Origin of the sequence: Pseudomonas parafulva (assembly GCF_000800255.1) — a bacterium.
Taxonomy (GTDB): Bacteria; Pseudomonadota; Gammaproteobacteria; order Pseudomonadales; family Pseudomonadaceae; genus Aquipseudomonas; species Aquipseudomonas boreofloridensis.
Map to the genome: position 1 here is coordinate 2,175,384 of NZ_CP009747.1, position 18,395 is coordinate 2,193,778.

Here is an 18,395-nt window from a genome sequence, read left to right on the forward strand (position 1 = left end):
CCCGCGCGCGCGATGATCGGGCGAGCGCAGCCGCATTGCTTTGGGCCGCGCCTCTGCCCGCAGCCCTGGTCTTGGTCCTTCGTGAGGCTGAGGGCCAGGCGCAGAGAGCGCCTGATAAATCTGTCAGTTGTCAGTGGTCGGAGCGGGCTCTCCAATAGCCAAGATGATCCAAGGGCATTGGCCCGTCCATTGAGGCTACGCGCATGACCAAATCAACGGTAACCCAGGGAATGTACATCCGCAGCACCGTCGCGCCTTATTTCGCGAAGGACGACGAGGTGACGGTCAATGGCCAACAGTACCTTTGGGTAAAGGCGGACGATAATGGCATCACGCTGCTCGACCAAAGCACCGGCAAGCAGCACCCTATGAAGTGGACAGACGTCAAGGACATCGTGCAACTCAAGGAGCGACGCATACAACGTGTTCTGGCATTCGCTTCGCTGCTGAAAGAAGGTTGGATATTGGTCGATCGCAACAGTGGAGAAACCCTGTACGAACTGCCTGGCCCAGTCCTGATGATGCAACGCCCCTCGCAATCGAACTTCGGTATCGATCTCAACTATGGGACGTTCGCACGCAATTATGCCCTGGGCGAGTTCACCTGGTTGGCAGATGGAAATCTCGACACGCTTGCCCCCCATGCGCAATCACGCCTGATTCGCAAGGCCATCGCGCAACAACGCAACAACGTGTCGTTGCCATGGGGCTATGTCGACCATATCTTTTGCTTCGTACCGCCCTCCCAGCCCGTACCGGACTACCACGCCGACCTGGCGGCACACCAGGCGCTTCTGAAAAGAGTGCTGGGTGAGTTTCATGTCGAAAGCGAATGGGCGGTCACCGCCACTGAAAACGGGCGCTTCGCGATCGAACACAAGGCCGCGCACGCGACGCCGACGAAGACGCGTTCAAGGGTGCGTCGAGCAGTGACCGAACCCTATCTGATCTCGACCGAAGCTGATGGCGCGCTCCCCGACATGACTGATTTCTCGCTCGAACGGGTGGGCAGCATCGAGGGTGGCTGGACCTCCAGCAGCACCCTCAAAGCCGGGCGCGCACTGGCCGAAGGCGAGGTGCTGACGGCCTTTCTCATCGACAGGCTCGATGGCGATATCCGCCGAATCGATTACCCGGTACCTAAGGACGCCTGCTCGGCCAAGCACTGGCCCAAGGCGTTTGCCGACCACGTGGTAGCCGCCGGCGAACCCATGACCGTGGGCGCCTGGAACGCCGACAACGGTTTCTCCACCAATGTCGAGCCCCTGCGGCTCTGGAGTCCGGCCCGCTACCGTGCCTTCAGCAATGCCCCCTTCGCCGCCAACCTGGTGCAGGCACTGGCCTGCGACGGCACCTTCAAGCCGGAAGCAGGCGAAACGCTGTGCCTGCAAGTGCGCGACCTCACCTGCCAAGCCCTGTACGAGCAGCATTTCTTCACGCCTACGACTACCCAGGCCGGCAGTCATTGGGCCAAGGCCTTGTGCGAACAGATCAACCATGACAGTCGTCTGCTGCGGGGGGGTGTGCTCGAAGGCTGCCGCGTGACGCCTGCCGAGGCTGGCAACGCGTTCTGGGTCCCTCAATGCGCCGAGCTGTGCGTCACCCTCACCCAGGCCCGCTGGTGGCAGAGCCAGGCGATCGATGACGGGCTGACGCTCGAGCAGGGTCAGCCCGTGCAGGCTTGGGTCTACGATGAGTTTTCCCATCGCCTGCTCGCTCACCACCAATGGACACCCCGCAGCGACCAGTGCGCCTCGGGCAAGTGGCTCGGCGATTGGCTCACCGACCTGAACGCCTCGCCTGTGTCGCCCTATCTGCGGGTAGCGACGCACGACCCCGACGCGGGCCGGGTCGATGAGACCGACAAACTGTACCTGTGGCAACGCGGCGATGCGCTGCGCATCTTCACCACCCTGCCCGACGCGGCCGGGCGCCAGGCGGGCCCTACCCTGGACTCGGCCTGGAAGAACGACCCCCAACATGCCGTGCTGGTCACCGTCCGCCATCCGTTCAGCCGCAAATTGCTGCACCAGGCGCTGTTCAAGCCTCAGGACGGCGTCAAGCTCGATGACCGTGCGGGCTGGCTCCAGGCCTTGGCCGACTTTCTCAAGGCGCAGGCCTGGCCGGAATTGCAGGTGGGGACCAGCGCCGAAGCGCTGAGCGTGCCCCGCTTCAGCGAACTGCAGGTGCTCGTGGAGAACGTCGGCGACGGCGAAACCTGGAGCGACGGCGACTACGTCAAGTACCTGCTCGAGACCGACGACTGGCCTGGGCGCCTGCCGACCGAAAAGGCCGAGTTCAAGGTCCAGGCAGGCGAAGGCACCGTGCAGATCGAGGTGCAGTCGTTGAATGGAGAGTTGGAATTTCGCCTGAACCAGGCGGCCCATGACAAGGGGTATCGAGTGGCGGCCTGCGTGCCCCGTCCCTGTGAGCACCCGCAGTGGCCGGTGGAAGTGACCGATACCAGGGTCATCTGGGCAGGGCCGATCGATGATGGCGTCTACGACCTGCACCTGACCTATCCGCAAAGCGCTCGCGATGCCAAGGCACTCACCGTGGGCCATATCGGCGCACTGCACCCCAGGCACTTCTGGCACGCCGTACAGGCCGTGGAGTTCACACCACCGGCGGCCATGCGGGCGTATGAGGAAATCAGCTTCCTCTGCGAAGACTATGGCAACACCAACCACTCCGAAGTCTTCGACACCAGCCATCACGACCGCACGGGCGTGGATGAGCGCAGCGGCCTGTTCCATGCCCATTACCCGATCGCCACGCTGCAAGGCATGCATGGGCTGGGGCCGGTGTGCGACCTGACACTGCATTACTCGGCGCTGCGCGGCAACGAGGCGGGCCTGGGCGATGGCTGGGCCTGGCGCTTCTCCCGCATCGTCACCAGTTCCGTGCAGGAGAACGATCACCGCCTGCTCACGCTCGCCAATGGCACGCCGGTGATGCTCAGCGACGACCAATGGGCACTGTTGGGCAAAGGTCAAGCCATCAAGACACCGTCCTGCCGAGTGAGCTGCAACCAGGACTACAGCACCTTCATCGTCGAGTACCCGACCGGTGCCCAGGAAATCCTGAGCAAGCCTTCCGCGCCCGGCAGTGACGAGATCGAACCCAATGACGCCTTCCGCCAGAAGGTGCTCAAGGCGCTCAAGGCGATCAAGAAAAAGAGCAAGCCCGAATTTCCACACGTACCTGATCACTGGACACAGTGGATATTGTTGGTACTCAGCCCGCCGGGCTATGGTATCGCGGCGGCCATTGATTACAGCGAGGCGGAGAAGGCCTGGGCCAACCATGGCAATACCCGAGAACTGGACAGGCGTATCGCACTGTACGAGCGACCGTTCGTGCAACTGTTGCCCTCGCGTATCGTCTCGCAATATGGCGAAGCGCTGGACCTGCAATGGAAGCGCCAGGACGGTCAGTTTCTGCTAATGAGCATCAAGAGCGGGGAAACGCTGTTGTTCAGCGCGCAGTATCTGGATCCGCAGGCCAAGGTGGGCAGTCAGGTGAAGATGCAACTGTGGCCCGGCAGCGCCGAGGCGTTCCAGGTCGAACTGGAGCTCGAACACTATCTATTACGCACGCTCAAGCGTGAACAGAAAGGCGCCGTTTTGCAGCAGGTGGACTGTGGCTATGACGACGATCCGACCTTGGACAGGGTGCTGTGCCGCCTGCAGGAACAGGACGGCTCCGTCGAATGCGTCCAGTACGTCAAGCAGGACGCCCAACTGAAAAGCTCACCTGCCCTGCCTCGCGTGGCCTTGCATGCGCTGCTGCCCAGTGGTGGCCAGCAGAACCATATCGACCGCTATACCTACACCGGCAGCTTCCAGCACCCCAGCGATCAGTTGTTCATCGCCGCCGTGCGCAGCGGTACCCACGCCACGGTGCAGCACAGCCTGTACGCATTCGGATTGGATGAGTATGGCAACCGTATACAACTGCTCCACGGCTCGGGCTCTGCGCAGGATCATTGGCTGGAGTTTTCACTGGGTGATGAGCACACCCGGACCACCTTCCGTTACTCAGGCTGGGGAGACGAGTTGGTCGACGTGATCGAAGGCATACGCGTCAGAATCCAGGGTGAACAGATCGAAGCCGTGGCAACGTCCGCGCCGCTGGAACGCAAGACGGCGGTACTTCAACTGCTGTGGGCATATTCGACGAAGTACCGGAAACAACTGACGAGCGACATCAAGCAACTGTTGAGTCTGTCGCCGAAAACCCAGCGTGCGCGTCTGGGCAAGACCGTGGATGCCACCACTGTCGTGACGAATGCTCAAGGCAATCCACTGCGTCTGCGTGTCAAGGGCTCGCATTCCATCCACTACTGCTACTACGCAGACCAGGGAGAAAACCAGATCGCGCTGAGTGATCTGCAAGGCCTGAGCACGGTGCCGACCCTGAAGTGTCCGTTCATGCCGGCTTACGCCAATGCGCCGTTGATGGCGGAGTATCAATGTGACGATTTTGGCAATCCACAGGGGCTGAAATTGTTCGGATATCGGAAAGTCACCCGTGCAGGCCGCGATTATCTGGAGCTGGACGAGGTGGTGTTGGTGGAAGGGCTGACGGGCACCCTGACGGACGATACGCTCGATGGCACTGCCACGTGGTCACTGACGGGAGAGCAGGTGCTGTGGCACCAGATCAGCACGTCCACCTCGGCACCCACCAGCAAGAAAACCCCCAGTGAGCAGAGCAAGGTGCTCGCGTGGTCGATCACCAATACACAAACCTCGCACGCTGACGGCCAGCACATCACGCTGAGCAACGTTCAAACCTTCATCGATAATCCCACCCTGCCGGGCATTCAAGTGATCGTCAGCGCGACCACGGCCGAGGGCACGGCCCAAGTGAGCAAGGAAGTTCGCTCCCGGTACAGCAGGCGCACGCTGGAAAAGGTCGAGAATGGCGTCGAAACGCATTGGACGCGCGATGCGTCGGGGCGTGTCATTCAAGAAATTCGCTACAGGCTGGCAGCCGGAAGCACTGGAAGGACTGCGAAGCAGAAGGCCGACGAGCACATCACATCGGTGTTCAGCGTCGATGGGAGACACGTGGAGCACAGCCATAAGGACGGCAGTCAGAGCCTTTGTCATCTTGACGGCTTGCAGCGGACAGAGTGCATGCATTGGCGCCGAGCGCCTGAAGGGGCATACGTCCCCTTGGAGGCGTATTCTTATGCAGCATTGAATCTGTCTTCGGCGTCAGTCAACTGGTCGTGGGATTATCTGCCAGGAGGACAAGCCATACGCATGGATGCAAGGAGTCTGGGCAACGCAGATTCGCAACGATGGTTGAAGCTGTCGGGCGCTAACATCGGAGAAAACGCCGAGAGTGATGAAGTGGATAGTGAAAATACTCTACCGCTCGCAGCCGTTAAAAGAATTTTTATATACGGTGGAACCGCGACGTTCTTTGATCAACTTAAACTTCGCGCCTCACAGGGGAGTCTCGAATCGAGAACCCGTTCAATGCTCAACATACTGTCAAAAAACTTACTCAAAGAATTCCACGAATTCAATCGAGCCAAAGCAGGTGAGCTCCTCCACCGTATATTTCCAGCCATACCTTTACTCACGGATATGCAAATAGTTGGGTGGTTTAGCGCACGATTTGACAGTAAGCGTTCGGCATTGGGTGCATACTCGATAGACTTGACGCCCGTGATTCAGGACATCCTCGAGCTCTTTATGCTCTTGGGCAACACTGAAGTATCGCAAGTTGGAGCACTCGAACGCATGAAGTCACTTCATCGGCCGACGCAATCGTCTTCTACCGTACGACTTACCGAACAACAATTATTGGGCACTCACCGCCTCTCTGAACGCACCACCACCAGCACCGCTGAAACCGATGGGTCTTTCCAGCAGGCGGTGCATTGGACCAACGAAACCGGCCAGCAGCACTTGCAGGTGGATGAACACTACGACACCGACGGCCGCGTGATCAGCCACACCCGTACCCTTGGCGGCCAAACACAGACCTACACGCTGGAGCGCGACATCCTCGGCCGCGTCACCAAGGTCATTCGCCCCGACGGCACGACCCTCGAGCGCGCCTACCAAGGCTTCAGCAACCGGGTCCACACGCTGACCGTCGATGGCAAGCTGGTTGCAACGCAATCCCTCAGCGACCTGGGCAAGCTGAGTACACGCAAGATCGGCAGCCGGGAGTATGCGTTCGACGAGAGCTCGGTGACCCTCCCCGACAAAACCCGCCTCCAACGGATAGAAGACGCCAAGGGCTCGCGCTTCGAGGCTGACGGCAAACTGCTGTACAGCCAGGCCAGCGCTGAGGGTTCGACCGTGCTGAGCGCCGCTGCGGATTCGGACAGCACTGCGCTTTGGCAGCAGGTAGTTGCAGATGCGCGAGTTCCGGGCCGCCGTAACACCACCGAGAAGACACCCCGAGGCACGGTCAGAGGCGCTGTATGGCAGAGCCTACGTGGACAGCAAATCGCCGCCCTGCGTGCCGACGGCTGCCTGCGCCGCGTGTTCCCGGACAGCGAAGGCCGCCTGTTGCGCACCTGCCAGGCGCATGAGGACGTGCTTTACCGCTACGACGAACTCGGTCATCTGCAATCTCGCCAGGTGCATGCCTTGAGCGGCGCCGGGCAGTGGCAGGTTGACAGTGAGCACGACAGCTTCGACCGGGAAACCGAGCGCACTTTCCTGCGCAACGGCGCGCCCTGCTTCAGCCAGCAGATGACCTGGCGCGGCGACGGTCGGCTAGAAAGCAAGGCCAGCTACCAGGACGGTGAACTGCTGCGCACCGAGCGCTTCACCTACGACGTGCTCGACCGCCTGGAAACCTACGCCTGCGACGCCACCCGAGCGGAGCTCTGTCCGCAGGACCGCCATGGCGTACCGATCAAGGCCCAGGCGTTCACGTGGGACAGCCTGGACAATCTGACCCGCTGCGTCAGCACGCCTTTCGAGGGCGATTCCATCACCGAAACCTTCGCCTATGCCACCGCGTCCGACCCCACCCGCCTGACGGCTGTGAAGACGGGCGAACAGGCGACGGCCCTGACGTGGAACAGCAATGGTCAATTGCAAAAGGACGGTCAGCAACGGGCATTGGCCTACACCGCCGCCGGTCAGCTCAGCAGCGTCAAGGACGATCAAGGCGCTCTGCTCGCCCGCTACGAGTACGACGGGCTCCAACGGCTGGCGGCGCAATACGACGAGCAGGACCAGAGCACTCAGGAGCTGCGCTACGACGACGACGAACTGATCGGCCTGGTCCGCTACGACAAGACAGGCCAACCCACCCGCGCCACCCATCTTTCCCCAGGGCTGGCGCAATACGATGACGACCAGGTGCGCTGGCTGATCGACGACCCACAAGCGGGGATCGTAGGCCAGGTGAGCGACGCCGACCTGCAACTCGCGCCCCTGTTGCCTTTTGGCGAAGGCGCGGCCCTGCCGGACCTGGTCAGCGGCTACAACGGCATGCGCCGCGACCCTGTGACGGGGCAGTACCCTGTCGGCAATGGCTATCGCTGCTATGACCCCGCGTTGCGTCGACATGTCCAGCCCGATTGGCTGAGCCCGTTCGGAGAAGGCGGCGTCAACGACTACGCCCACTGCCCCGACCCAGTCAACCTGCACGACCCCAGTGGCGCGATCATGCTCAGCCGTTGGGGTCAGGACAAGGAACTGAGCAACTATGCGCAGGTACTGCGCGAAACCAAGCCCATGCCCGTCGGTGGACGCTGGCGCGGTCTGGCACTCTCCGCCGTGTTGACCGTTGTCGGTATCGCCGCTTCGGTGATGACGGGCGGCGCTGCCTCAGTGTTCTTCGTCGCGATGACGACCTGCGCGGTGCTGTCGTTCGGCTTCGAGGTGGCGTCCGTCCTGACCGAAGACGTCAATCCCGAGCTGTCGAGGAAATTGGGCTATGCGTCGCTGGCCTTTGGCGTGCTGTCGTTTTACGAAAGTGCGCTGGGTCTGATCAAGAAGGTGCCGAGTCTTATCAAGCACGTCATGCGCTCCACGCGTCGATTGGGCCAGACGCTCTCGCGGATCAGGCCCGGTGCTCGAGTGCCCCGCCCCGCACTGTCGCCCATGGCGTACGCCACCCAGGAACTCGGCAGCCTTCCGGTTGCCGAATCCGGCCATCTGGGTGCAAGAGCGACGATCAAGTCCGCCGGTCTGAGGCTGATCGATTACCTGGGAGCGGTGCCGTCGATGGACCTCGCCAACCCTCGCTACGCTCGCATGGGCCTGTATGGCAAAGGGCTGCGACAGGCTCACAGGCTCAACAACTTCGCGACCCGCTCACGGCTGGCGAACACGGGGGCGTGGGTCACCGGCAACGCGATCGACCTGTACATCACACGCGGATCGATCGAAGCCTTCATTGCCATGGCCGCCAACGACGCCAGCACTCCGATCACGCCCTGGGGACGCTTCTCCATTCCGTTGAGCGAGCAGAACCTCTGGGAGCATGGCGGCGGTGGGCACTTGCTGACCTGACAAGGCGTGAAATCGCCGGCTGTTGCGCCGTCCGCGCAGCCGGCACCTGACAGAAATGCCAGTAGTCGAACATAAGCGGGGTCGCTAGGGTTCTAGTGCCACTCCGGCATTTCTCGACAAGGAGCTGAATAATGAGCGAGGCAAAAGTTGCAAAGGTGAAGATGTTCAACACCAAGCTGAAAGCAGGCTTCCTCGACTACGAGATCGATGAGGACGATGTCGTCCTCCCATCCGAGGCCGTGGGTTCGCTGGATTTGAAGAATGGCGACGAAGTATCGTTCGAGGTGATCAAAAAAGGCGATAAGCATCACGCCACCAACGTCAAACTCAAGTAACCCCTTCAGCACCCTGAAGGCTTGTGTTGAGCACTATGGACCTGCCCGACCACCGCGCGCTGCCTGCCCGTGCATGACCGCGACAGATACTGCGATCACGCTCGACAGGCAGTTCGCGTCACCGTGGCGACTTCCAATCTTCTGTCTACGGCTTGGCACTGTTCGTCCCGGGCTGGGCGGATGGCTGTTGCCAGACGATGCGCGTCGGATCAGCCTGATCATGGGTGGATTGGACGAATGTGCCGGATTGCGCAGGGATGTTCTGGTCCTGGAAGCTCAGCGCCTGCTGCTCGAACACCTGGCGCCGCGCATCGAACCGCAGGTCATGCCGCGCCACGTTGCCACCCCAGTCGTCCGAGGGCAGGGACAGGTAGCTGATGGCATAGGAAGGTTCGGTCATCGAGCCCATGACCAGGTACACGCCGTAATGATCCTCGCCGGGCGAGACGATCTTGTAGACGCCATTGTCGTAGTAATAGATGGTCGCCAGCTCGAAGGGCTTCTCGCTGTACATCACCTCGTACCTGAGCTGGTGAACGAAAGTCGGTTTGCCGACCTTGACGCTGATGTGCGAGGCGGGGCCATCCTCGGCCTGCACCAGCGCGCTCAGGCCCAAGGCAACCCCCATCAGCATGTGGCGTGCGTCCATCGCAAGTCTCCTCTCAGTGCGCATGAAGGCCCAAGCATAGGCGCCGAGGGCCGCGCGGTGCGGTACTCGGCGCCACAGAGACAGGTCTGACCGACTTCGGCGAGAAGCCCTACCCGGGTCAGAAGCCCATCGTCGCCGACAGCAGCCAGGTGCGCGGTGCCGACAGGGTCAGGCCGGTGGCGGTGCCATCGGGCACGTTGGCCGAAGCCCAGTAGGTCTTGTCCAGTATGTTCTCGATGCTGGCGCGCAGCGTGAGGTCTTTGTCGCCCAGCTTGAGGGCGTAGCGCGCGCCCAGGTCGTAGCGCTGCCAGGCATCGATTTTCTGCCGGTTGGCGGCATCCAGGTACTGATTTCCGGTATGGATCACCCGGGCACTGAGGGTCAGACCATCGACAGCGGGCAGGTCCCATTCCACACCCAGGTTGGCGTTGACCACCGGCGCGCCGATGGCCCGGTTGCCATCGTTGCGGCCGTTGGCGGTACGGGTCTGCTCGGCGTCGAGGAACATCGCGCCACCCAGCACACGCACACGCTCCAGCGGCTCGCCGAACAGGCTGATCTCCAGGCCCTGGTTGCGCTGCTCACCGTCGGCGCTGAGGTTGTTCTGCGCATCGGTGTAGTACGACGGCTTGTCGATGCGGAACAGGCTGACAGTAGTACTGAAACGCCCCATGTCGTACTTGGCGCCCACCTCCAATTGCTTGCTGCGATAAGGTGCGAACACTTTACCCGCGTTGTTCGCCGTCTCCGGGGCCGTCTGGCCCTGGGTCAAGCCTTCCATGTAGTTGAAGTACAGCGATAGCTGATCCGTGCTGCGCCATACCAGGCCTACCGCCGGCGAAGTCGCGTGCTCGTCGTAGCGCTGGTCGGGCTCGCCGGGTTCGGAACTGTCCACCTCCACACGCTGCAAGCGTGCGCCCAGGGTCAGCAATACGGTGTCGTCGACAAAACTGAGGGTGTCGGCCAGGGCCAGGCTCGACAGCACGGTGTGGGTGTGCACCGGACTGTCCAGCGCCAGCGGCGCGCCGGGCTCGGGCAAGGCGACCGGCTGGTACAGGTTGCTGATGCCGCTGGCATAGCGCGCGCCGTTGTTGTCGAAGGTCAGGTCGAAACGGTTGAGGCTGACATTCAGCGTGTGGCCGACCGGCCCGGTGTCGAACCAGCCGCGCACGCCGACAGTGCCGGTGACCACGTCCTCTTCACGTTGGAAGGCGCGCGGACTGACGGTGAAACGCCCGGCCGAATTGACCACCTGCACGGCGTGGCGCATGAAATCGTAGTCGCCTTTGCGGGCGCCGAGGGCGCCATGCAGCATCCAGTTGTCGCTCAGGTCATATTCGCCGCGCACCACGCCGAAGGTGTCCTTGGCCCGCGAATAGCTCCATGGCTGGGCGAAGTTGTGGTGCACGTCCTTGGCATCCGGCACCTTGAGCCCGGCGGCCAAGCCTACGCGCTCCATCGGTGCATCTACATCGCGCTGCTGATGGCCGAGGTCCAGGGACAGCCGCGTGCGATCGCCCTGCATGTCCACGCCCAGCACCGTGGCCTCACGCTCGATGCGCTGGTGATCCCATTCAGTGTCGCCGGCCTGTCGCAGCGCGTTCAGGCGCACGCCGAAGCGCTGTCCTTCGCCGAAACGACGCCCGATGTCCAGGTGCCCGCCGCCCTGCCCTGGGCTTGCGTACAACGCGGTGAACTCGGTCAGCGGGGTGTCGCCCGCGCGCTTGGGCTCGATGTTGACCCCGCCACCGATGCTGCCGTTGGGCGCCAGACCGCCGAGCAGCGCGCCAGGGCCTTTGAGGATATCGACCCGCTCGATCATTTCCATGTCGATCGAATAGGTCGGCAGCACGCCATACAAACCGCCGTAAGCGACATCGCTGTTGTAGAGGCTGAAGCCGCGCACGGAGAATTGCTCGAAACGCCCGCCGGCCGGGTTGGTGCTGCGCACCGAAGGGTCGTTGGCCACGGCGTCGGCCAGGGTGCGGGCCTGTTGGTTCTGCAGCAGTTCGCTGGTGTAGGAGGTGACGCTCAGCGGCGTCTCCATGTAGTCGCGCTCGCCCAGCATGCCCAAGGTGCTGCGCCGCGACACCTGGCCGCCGGCGTAGCTGTCGTCGACCATGCCCAGTCCCTGGCCGTGCACGGTGGTCTCGGGCAGTACCTGCACACCCTCGACCGGCTCGATCTGATGTACCAGGGTATAGCTGCCTGGACCGGCCGGCACCAGCGTCAGCCCGGAGCCGCGCAACAAGGCGGCAAAGCCCTCTTCCACAGCGTACTCGCCCTCAAGGCCCAAGCTGCTGCGTCCGGCTACCAGTGCAGGGTCGACCGACAGGCTGACGCCGGCTTGACCGGCAAAACGGGTCAGCACTGCGCCGAGACTGCCGCCGCCGACCTGGAAGCTGCGCCGTGGCGATTCCTCCGCCCAGGCACTGGCAGGCAGCCCCAGCGCAAGCAGCAGACCGGCACGCAGCAACTGCGTGGACAAAGGGCGTAACGAGGGGGAACGGGACATCCGCAAGGTTCTCTGCTCAGGGGTGGATACCCGTGATGACAAGCGAGTGAGTAAAAGGGGACAGCGCTCAGGCGATTTTCTTGCCTGGCGTCAGCGAGACCCAGTAGCGGGTACGGTAATGCACCTGAACAGGCAGGCTCGCGGCCAACAGTGCGAGGATGCGGTCGGTGTCGTCGAGCTGGAAGGTGCCGGTCACCGGCAGGCGTTCCACGGCCGAGTCCCAACGCAACACCCCTGGGCGATAGCGGTCCAGTTCACGCAGCAGTTCCCCCAGCGGCCGGTCGTCGACGATCAGCAGGCCCTGTTGCCAGCCGGGCAGTTGCGCATCGAATGCTTGCACGCCGGTCACGGCGGCAGGCGCAAGGGTCGCCCGTTGCCCGGCCTGCAGCTGCAGCCTCGGTCCGGCCAGCGGTTGCAGGCTCACCCGCCCCCGGCTGACCGACACCAGGCAGCCTTGAGTCTGCTCGCGCACGCAGAGGCTGGCGGCCTCGGCCTGCAATACACCGTCGCGCGTCTGTACCCAGAGCTGCCCGGGCGAGTCCAGGCTGATTTCACCCTGCACCAGTTGCAGCCGATGATGCCCCTCGGCGAAGTCCAGGTTCACCGCACTGGCGGTGTTCAACTGCAGGCGGGTGCCATCGGCCAACGCCACTGCCCGCCGCTCGCCGGTGGCCGTGCGCAGGTCGGCACGCCAGCTCGACAGGGGCAACTGGCGGTAGCCGGCCCAGGCGATCGGCGCCAGCACGGCGACGCCCAACATCTGCCGCATCACCCGCCGACGCTCAGGATCGGGGCGGTCCAGACAGGCTACCGCCACAGACGCCGGTACCTGAGCGAAGCGTTGCCTGAGGGTTTGCGCCTTCTGCCACAGCGCCTCATGGGCGTCACTGCGCGCGCGCCACTGTTGGAGCGCACGCGCTTGATCGGCATCCAGCGGGCCGGCGTCCTGCAAGGCCAACCATTGCGCAGCCTCGCGGGCCAACTGGCGGGCATCGCCGCGGCCAGGGCTGGTCACAGGTCCGCCAGCAGGCAGTGTTCGTAAGCCTTGGCCATGTAGCGCTTGACCGTGCGCTCGGACACCGCCAGGCGCTGAGCGATGTCGGCGTAATCCAGCCCTTCCAATTGCGACCAGAGAAAGGCGCGGCGTACGGCACTGGGCAGGCCGTCGAGCAACTCATCCAGCGCCTGCAGGGTTTCGAGCAGCAGCCAGCGCTGCTCAGGCGATGGCGCCAAGGCCTGCGGGAGGTTGGCCAAGGCCTGCAGGTACGCCTGCTCCAGGCTGCGCCGCTTGTAATGATTGACCAGCAGGCGACGCCCCACCGTGAGTAGGTAGGCGCGCGGCTCCCTCAAGCTCGACAAGGCGCTGGTCTGCTGCGCCGCCAGCACGCGCAGAAAGGTGTCGTGGGTCAGATCCGCTGCGGCCCAGGTATCGCCCAGCCGCCGTTGCAGCCAGCCTTGCAGCCAACTGCGATGGTCACGGTAAAGGGTGTCGAAGCTGGAATCGGGCGCCGCGGCAGGCTCGGACATTCGAAGACACACTGAAGAGAACGGGGTACGAATGCGAGTGATTCTAATTAGTTCTCATGGGCGCGCCAAGCGCACCGCTGCAATGGGCGGCTTGATAACCGTGTTTGGAGGGGATTGGTCGTGCATGACGCGCTGTAGTGCACCGGGCATGCACCAAAGGCAGCGCTGAAACAGAATTATTTTCTGATGAGACGAAATATCACTTGACCTGCAAATGATAACCATTATTATTGCACTCAGCCGGTCGAGAGACTGGCTGGATAACCTGGAGTCCTCAGGTCGGACGCTCAGATTATCTCCTCATCAGGCTAATCACGGTTTTTGACCCGGCTTTTTGCCGGGTCTTTTTTTTGGCTCTTCAGGCTAATGAAGAAGGGTTACCGCTTTGAATGGCCGCGATGATATCAAAGGCATAGCAATCGGTGAATGCGTGGCGCAGCAATTTGCGCAAACAGCACTTGAGAATCAATATCGTTAAGATTAAGCTGAGCCGCGCATCAGGGAAGATGCCCCCCTTCGTTCCCTCCCCGCGCAAGGAGCCGTCCATGAGCCGCCTGTTGTTGCCCTTCGAGCACGATCCGCATGTCCCCCAGTGCGCGACCGAAAATGCGCTGCTACAGCACCTCGCACGCTTGCCACGCCGAGTGCAGCAGATTTTCCTGCTCAGCCGACTCGATCAGCTCGGTATCGCCGACATCGCCCAGCGCCTGGACCTACCCCTGGCGGCGGTCGAACGTCACCTGCTCCAGGCCCTGGACAGTGCTCGCCCGCGAGGCGATCAATTGGCGGGTGTCGCCGGACGCTGGTATGTGCGCTTGCAGAGTCCACAGGTCACGACGTGCGAGCGCATCGACTTCCGCCGCTGGCTGGACGCCTCGCCACAGCACCTGCACGCGTTCCGTCAGACCGAACTGCGCTGGCGTGCACTGTTGGCCCCAGCCAGACACCTAGGCGCAGACGGCTGGTACCGCCACGGGCGTGCCGCGTTCTCCCTAGGCGGCTGCTCTGTCGCGCTGGTACTGGGTGTTGCTGCCGCACTGGCGCTCGGACTCCTGGCCTGAGATCGAACCTGCCCCGCGCCTGCCCCGAACCGCTCGTGGGTGTACAGTAGCGTCACAACAACGCCATAGGAGCCTGGCAATGACCGTGACGCTGTCCCCCCTGCAGATCGACTGCGACTTCGATTCCGGCAACATCCATGTCCTGGATGCCAACGACCCGCATCAGGTGCACCTGGCTATTCGCCCCGACACCCACAGCGGCCATTATCAATGGTTCCACTTCAAGGCCAGCGGGCTGACGCCAGGGCAGCGCCACAGTTTCAGCCTCGACAATGCCCATGGCTCGTCCTATCCCAATGCCTGGGAGGGTTATCACGCGGTGGGCTCCTACGACCAACAGCACTGGTTTCGCATCCCCAGCACCTTCGACGGCACAGCCCTGACCTTCAGCTTGGACGCCGAACAGCCCATCGCCTGGTTCGCCTACTTCGAGCCCTACCCTCGCGCTCGCCACAACCAGTTGATCGAACGCGTCCTCAAGATCGACGGCGTCGAGTTGCTGGCCAGCGGGCGCAGCGTGCAAGGTCGCGATATTCCCTTGCTGCGCGCCAGCTCGGGGACGGGTACCCGGCGCAAGCTGTGGCTGATCGCCCAGCAGCATCCGGGCGAGCATATGGCCGAATGGTTCATGGAAGGCGTGATCGAACGCCTGGAATCCAAGGATCCCAGCCTTCAGCGCCTGCTCGCTGCCGCCGACCTGTACCTGATCCCCAACATGAACCCGGATGGCGCGTTCCACGGCCATCTGCGCACCAACTTCAAAGGCAAGGACCTCAACCGTGCGTGGCAGGACGCCAGCGTCGAACTCAGCCCGGAAGTGTTCTTCGCCCAGAGCCAGATGAAGCTGCACGGCGTCGACGCCTTCATCGACGTGCACGGCGACGAGGAGATCCCTCACGTGTTCACCGCCGCTTGCGAAGGCAACCCCGGTTATACGCCGCGCATCGCCGCACTCGAGGATCAGTTCCGCACCACGCTGTGTAGCCTGACACTCGACTTCCAGACCACTCACGGCTACACCCGCGACCAACCTGGCCAGGCCAACATGACCCTGGCCTGCAATGCGGTGGGCCAGGCCCACGATTGCCTGGCGCTGACCTTGGAGATGCCGTTCAAGGATCACGATGACAACCCTGACCCACGCACCGGCTGGTCGGGCGCCCGCTCGGCGGCCCTGGCCGGTGCCGTGTTGCAGACGCTGGAGCAGATGATCGCGGTTCTGCGTTGAGCCAGTCTCTTCGCTGGACATCAAGAATCGAGCTGTCCCGGTAGAACGTGGTGGGCGGAGTCGGCAGTAGGCGTTGTGATCGAACAACGGGCTGGCCGTCTTCGCGCCCGCGTTATTAGTTGAACGCACACCGCCACAGACGCGACGTGATCTCGACACAGCGTCACGGGAAAGCTATACAAATTTCGCCGTGAAGCAGAACCTACCCTAATTCTTACTCTCAAATGGCCATGTTCCCGGCGAAAACCGTCACTTTCTGATACCTTGCATAGCACACACCTTGTTGCGCAGACGCCTATGGCCGCCCTGTGTGGCCATGACGGGAGAGTTTCCTTGACCACCGCTGAAAATGCCTTCGATCAAGCCGTTGAACGTTGCGCCCAGGAACCCATCCAGATCCCTGGCAGCATCCGTTCCCACGGCTTCATGCTGGTGCTCGACGAGCAGGATCTGCGCATTCTCCAGATCAGCGAAAATGCCAGCCAATGGCTCGGCAGTACCGCCACCGACTTGATTGGCAAGACCCTGCCTACGCTGATGGAGGCCGGTTTCGATGCCCGTCGCCAACTCGAACGCCTACCCGTCGACGAGATCTTTCCCTTCCACATCGGCGACGTGAAACTGCATGATGGCGCCCCCTGGACCGATTGTCTGCGCCTGTTGGTGCATCGCCATGATCAGGTGCTGATCGCTGAATTCGAGCCCTGCATGCCGTCCGCCGGTCAAGGCGATCAAGACGACTACTACCCCTTGGTGCGCGCGTTCGTCAGCAGTCTTCAGCAGGCCAGCAGTATCGAGGAACTGCTGCAGCAGTCGGTGCAGCAGGTCAAGCGCATCACCGGCTTCGGACGGGTCAAAGCCTACCGATTCGATGCCGAGGGCAATGGCCAGGTGCTCGCCGAAGTGGCAGACGCTGGCTACCCGCGCTATCAAGGCCTTTGTTTCCCAGCCTCGGACATTCCACGCCAGGCTCGCGAGCTGTACCGCATCAACCGCATTCGCCTGATCGAAGATGCCAACTACACGCCCTCGCCCCTGCTGCCGACGCTCAACCCGCGCACAGGCAAACCCCTGGACATGAGTTTCGCCGCGCTGCGCAGCGTCTCCCCCGTTCATCTTCAATACATGCGAAACATGGGGACGCTGGCCTCGATGTCGCTGTCGATCGTGGTCGAAGGTCAGCTCTGGGGCCTGATCTCCTGCCATCATGAGCAGCCGCGCGCGGTGGACTTCCGCACCCGCGCGGCCTGCGAGTTGCTGAGCAGCGTGCTCTCGCTGCAACTCGAAGCGCACGAGGCGCACAGCGCCACGCGCACCCTGCTCGACCTGCGCCAGCGTATCGTCCACATGCTCTCGGCCATGGCCGACTATGACAGCGTCAGCGACGGCCTGCTGAGCCTGCCCGAGGTATTCCTGGACTTCGCCGACGCCACGGGCGCGGCCATCATCAGTGCCGAACGGTGCGAGCTGATCGGCAGCACGCCCAGCGAGGCGGTGATCAACGAGCTGGTGCAATGGTTGTCGCGCCGTGGCGACGATGCCGTTTTCAGTAGCGACAACCTGGGTCGCGATATCGCCGAGGTGCCAGAACTGACGAAGTACGCCGGCGGCCTGCTCGCCGTCGCGATTTCGCAGATTCACTCGCATTACCTGCTGTGGTTCCGTCCAGAGCAGGTGCGCACCGTCGATTGGGCCGGCCGACCACTCAAGGAAATCAGCGTTCAAGGTAGTCTCAGCCCGCGCCACAGCTTCGACGCCTGGCATGAAGTGGTACGCGGCTTCAGCGCCCCATGGGATGCTTTGGTGATCGACGGCGCGGGCGAACTGCGCACCGCAGTGCTGGGCATCGTGCTGCGCAAGGCCGAGGAAATGGCGCAACTGAGCGGGGAGCTGCAGCGCTCGAACAAGGAGCTCGAAGCCTTCTCCTACAGTGTCTCGCATGACCTACGTGCACCGCTGCGGCACATTGCCGGCTACTCCGAGCTGCTCGGCGAAGTCGAGGGCCAAGGCCTGTCCGAACGCGGCCAGCGCTTCCTCAAGCACATTGGCGAGGCCGCGCACTTCGCCGGCTCGCTGGTGGACAACCTGCTCAATTTCTCGCAAATGGGGCGCTCGGCATTGCGCTTGTCGGATGTCGATCTCAATGCCCTGGTGGAGAACATTCTCCAGGAGTCGGCCCCGGACTACGCCGACCGCGAGATCGAATGGCACGTCGAGCGCTTGCCCAAAGTGATCGCCGACCCGGCGTTCATCAATCTGGTCCTGCAGAATCTGATCGGTAACGCAATCAAATACACACGCGGACGGCAGCCGGCGCGGATCGAGATCGGCGCGCTCCAGCACCCCGAAACGGTCGAGGTGTTCGTACGCGACAACGGCGTGGGTTTCGACATGACCTACGCCAGCAAACTGTTCGGAGTGTTCCAGCGCCTGCACCGCATGGAGGACTTCGAAGGGACCGGCATCGGGCTGGCCAGCGTGCGCCGCATCATCGAGCGGCACGACGGTCGAGTCTGGGCCGAGGGGGAAGTCGACAAGGGCGCCACCTTCCATTTCGCCCTGCCCGTCATCCGTTAACA

10 protein-coding genes are annotated in these 18,395 nt (G+C 62.7%); 5 read left to right on the forward strand and 5 right to left on the reverse strand.

Annotated features, from left to right (window positions below; translation table 11 throughout):
• Positions 1-203: 203 nt before the first annotated feature.
• Both NJ69_RS09185 and NJ69_RS09190 read left to right on the forward strand, forming a co-directional pair.
• Positions 204-8,501: an RHS repeat-associated core domain-containing protein gene (locus NJ69_RS09185; protein ID WP_080754737.1), complete on the forward strand. Its 8,298-nt coding sequence runs from the start codon at positions 204-206 to the stop codon at positions 8,499-8,501.
• Between the two features lie 131 nt (positions 8,502-8,632).
• Positions 8,633-8,836: a cold shock domain-containing protein gene (locus NJ69_RS09190; RefSeq protein WP_029613323.1), complete on the forward strand. Its 204-nt coding sequence runs from the start codon at positions 8,633-8,635 to the stop codon at positions 8,834-8,836.
• Positions 8,837-8,981: 145 nt separating this feature from the next.
• On the opposite strand, the gene NJ69_RS09195 is transcribed toward NJ69_RS09190, so the two are convergent.
• The 5 genes from NJ69_RS09195 to NJ69_RS09215 form a co-directional block, all read right to left on the reverse strand.
• A complete protein-coding gene (locus tag NJ69_RS09195; protein ID WP_029613324.1) occupies positions 8,982-9,485 on the reverse strand; it encodes a hypothetical protein in 504 nt (167 codons plus the stop codon).
• 118 nt (positions 9,486-9,603) lie between these two features.
• Positions 9,604-12,000 (reverse strand): TonB-dependent receptor, encoded by a 2,397-nt coding sequence (locus tag NJ69_RS09200; protein ID WP_039578316.1) that lies wholly within the window; start codon positions 11,998-12,000, stop codon positions 9,604-9,606.
• A 67-nt stretch (positions 12,001-12,067) separates the two neighbouring features.
• Positions 12,068-13,015, reverse strand: coding sequence for a FecR domain-containing protein (locus NJ69_RS09205; RefSeq protein ID WP_039578317.1), 948 nt, complete (start codon positions 13,013-13,015; stop codon positions 12,068-12,070).
• Positions 13,012-13,527, reverse strand: coding sequence for a sigma-70 family RNA polymerase sigma factor (locus NJ69_RS09210; protein ID WP_039578320.1), 516 nt, complete (start codon positions 13,525-13,527; stop codon positions 13,012-13,014). The genes NJ69_RS09205 and NJ69_RS09210 overlap by 4 nt, the downstream gene beginning before the upstream one ends.
• Before the next feature lie 358 nt (positions 13,528-13,885).
• Positions 13,886-14,074: a hypothetical protein gene (locus NJ69_RS09215; RefSeq protein ID WP_029613328.1), complete on the reverse strand. Its 189-nt coding sequence runs from the start codon at positions 14,072-14,074 to the stop codon at positions 13,886-13,888.
• Between NJ69_RS09215 and NJ69_RS09220 the strand changes: the two genes are divergently transcribed.
• The 3 genes from NJ69_RS09220 to NJ69_RS09230 all read left to right on the forward strand — a co-directional run bounded on the left by NJ69_RS09220 (position 14,073) and on the right by NJ69_RS09230 (position 18,393).
• Positions 14,073-14,588 carry a DUF4880 domain-containing protein gene (locus NJ69_RS09220; RefSeq protein WP_029613329.1) on the forward strand — a complete coding sequence of 172 codons (516 nt, stop codon included), beginning with the start codon at positions 14,073-14,075 and terminating at the stop codon, positions 14,586-14,588. The two genes, NJ69_RS09215 and NJ69_RS09220, sit on opposite strands and share 2 nt — an antisense overlap.
• Positions 14,589-14,667: 79 nt before the next feature.
• Positions 14,668-15,816, forward strand: coding sequence for a M14 family metallopeptidase (locus tag NJ69_RS09225; protein WP_039578323.1), 1,149 nt, complete (start codon positions 14,668-14,670; stop codon positions 15,814-15,816).
• Positions 15,817-16,113: 297 nt separating this feature from the next.
• Positions 16,114-18,393 (forward strand): ATP-binding protein, encoded by a 2,280-nt coding sequence (locus NJ69_RS09230; protein ID WP_052192079.1) that lies wholly within the window; start codon positions 16,114-16,116, stop codon positions 18,391-18,393.
• The last annotated feature ends 2 nt before the right edge of the window (positions 18,394-18,395 follow it).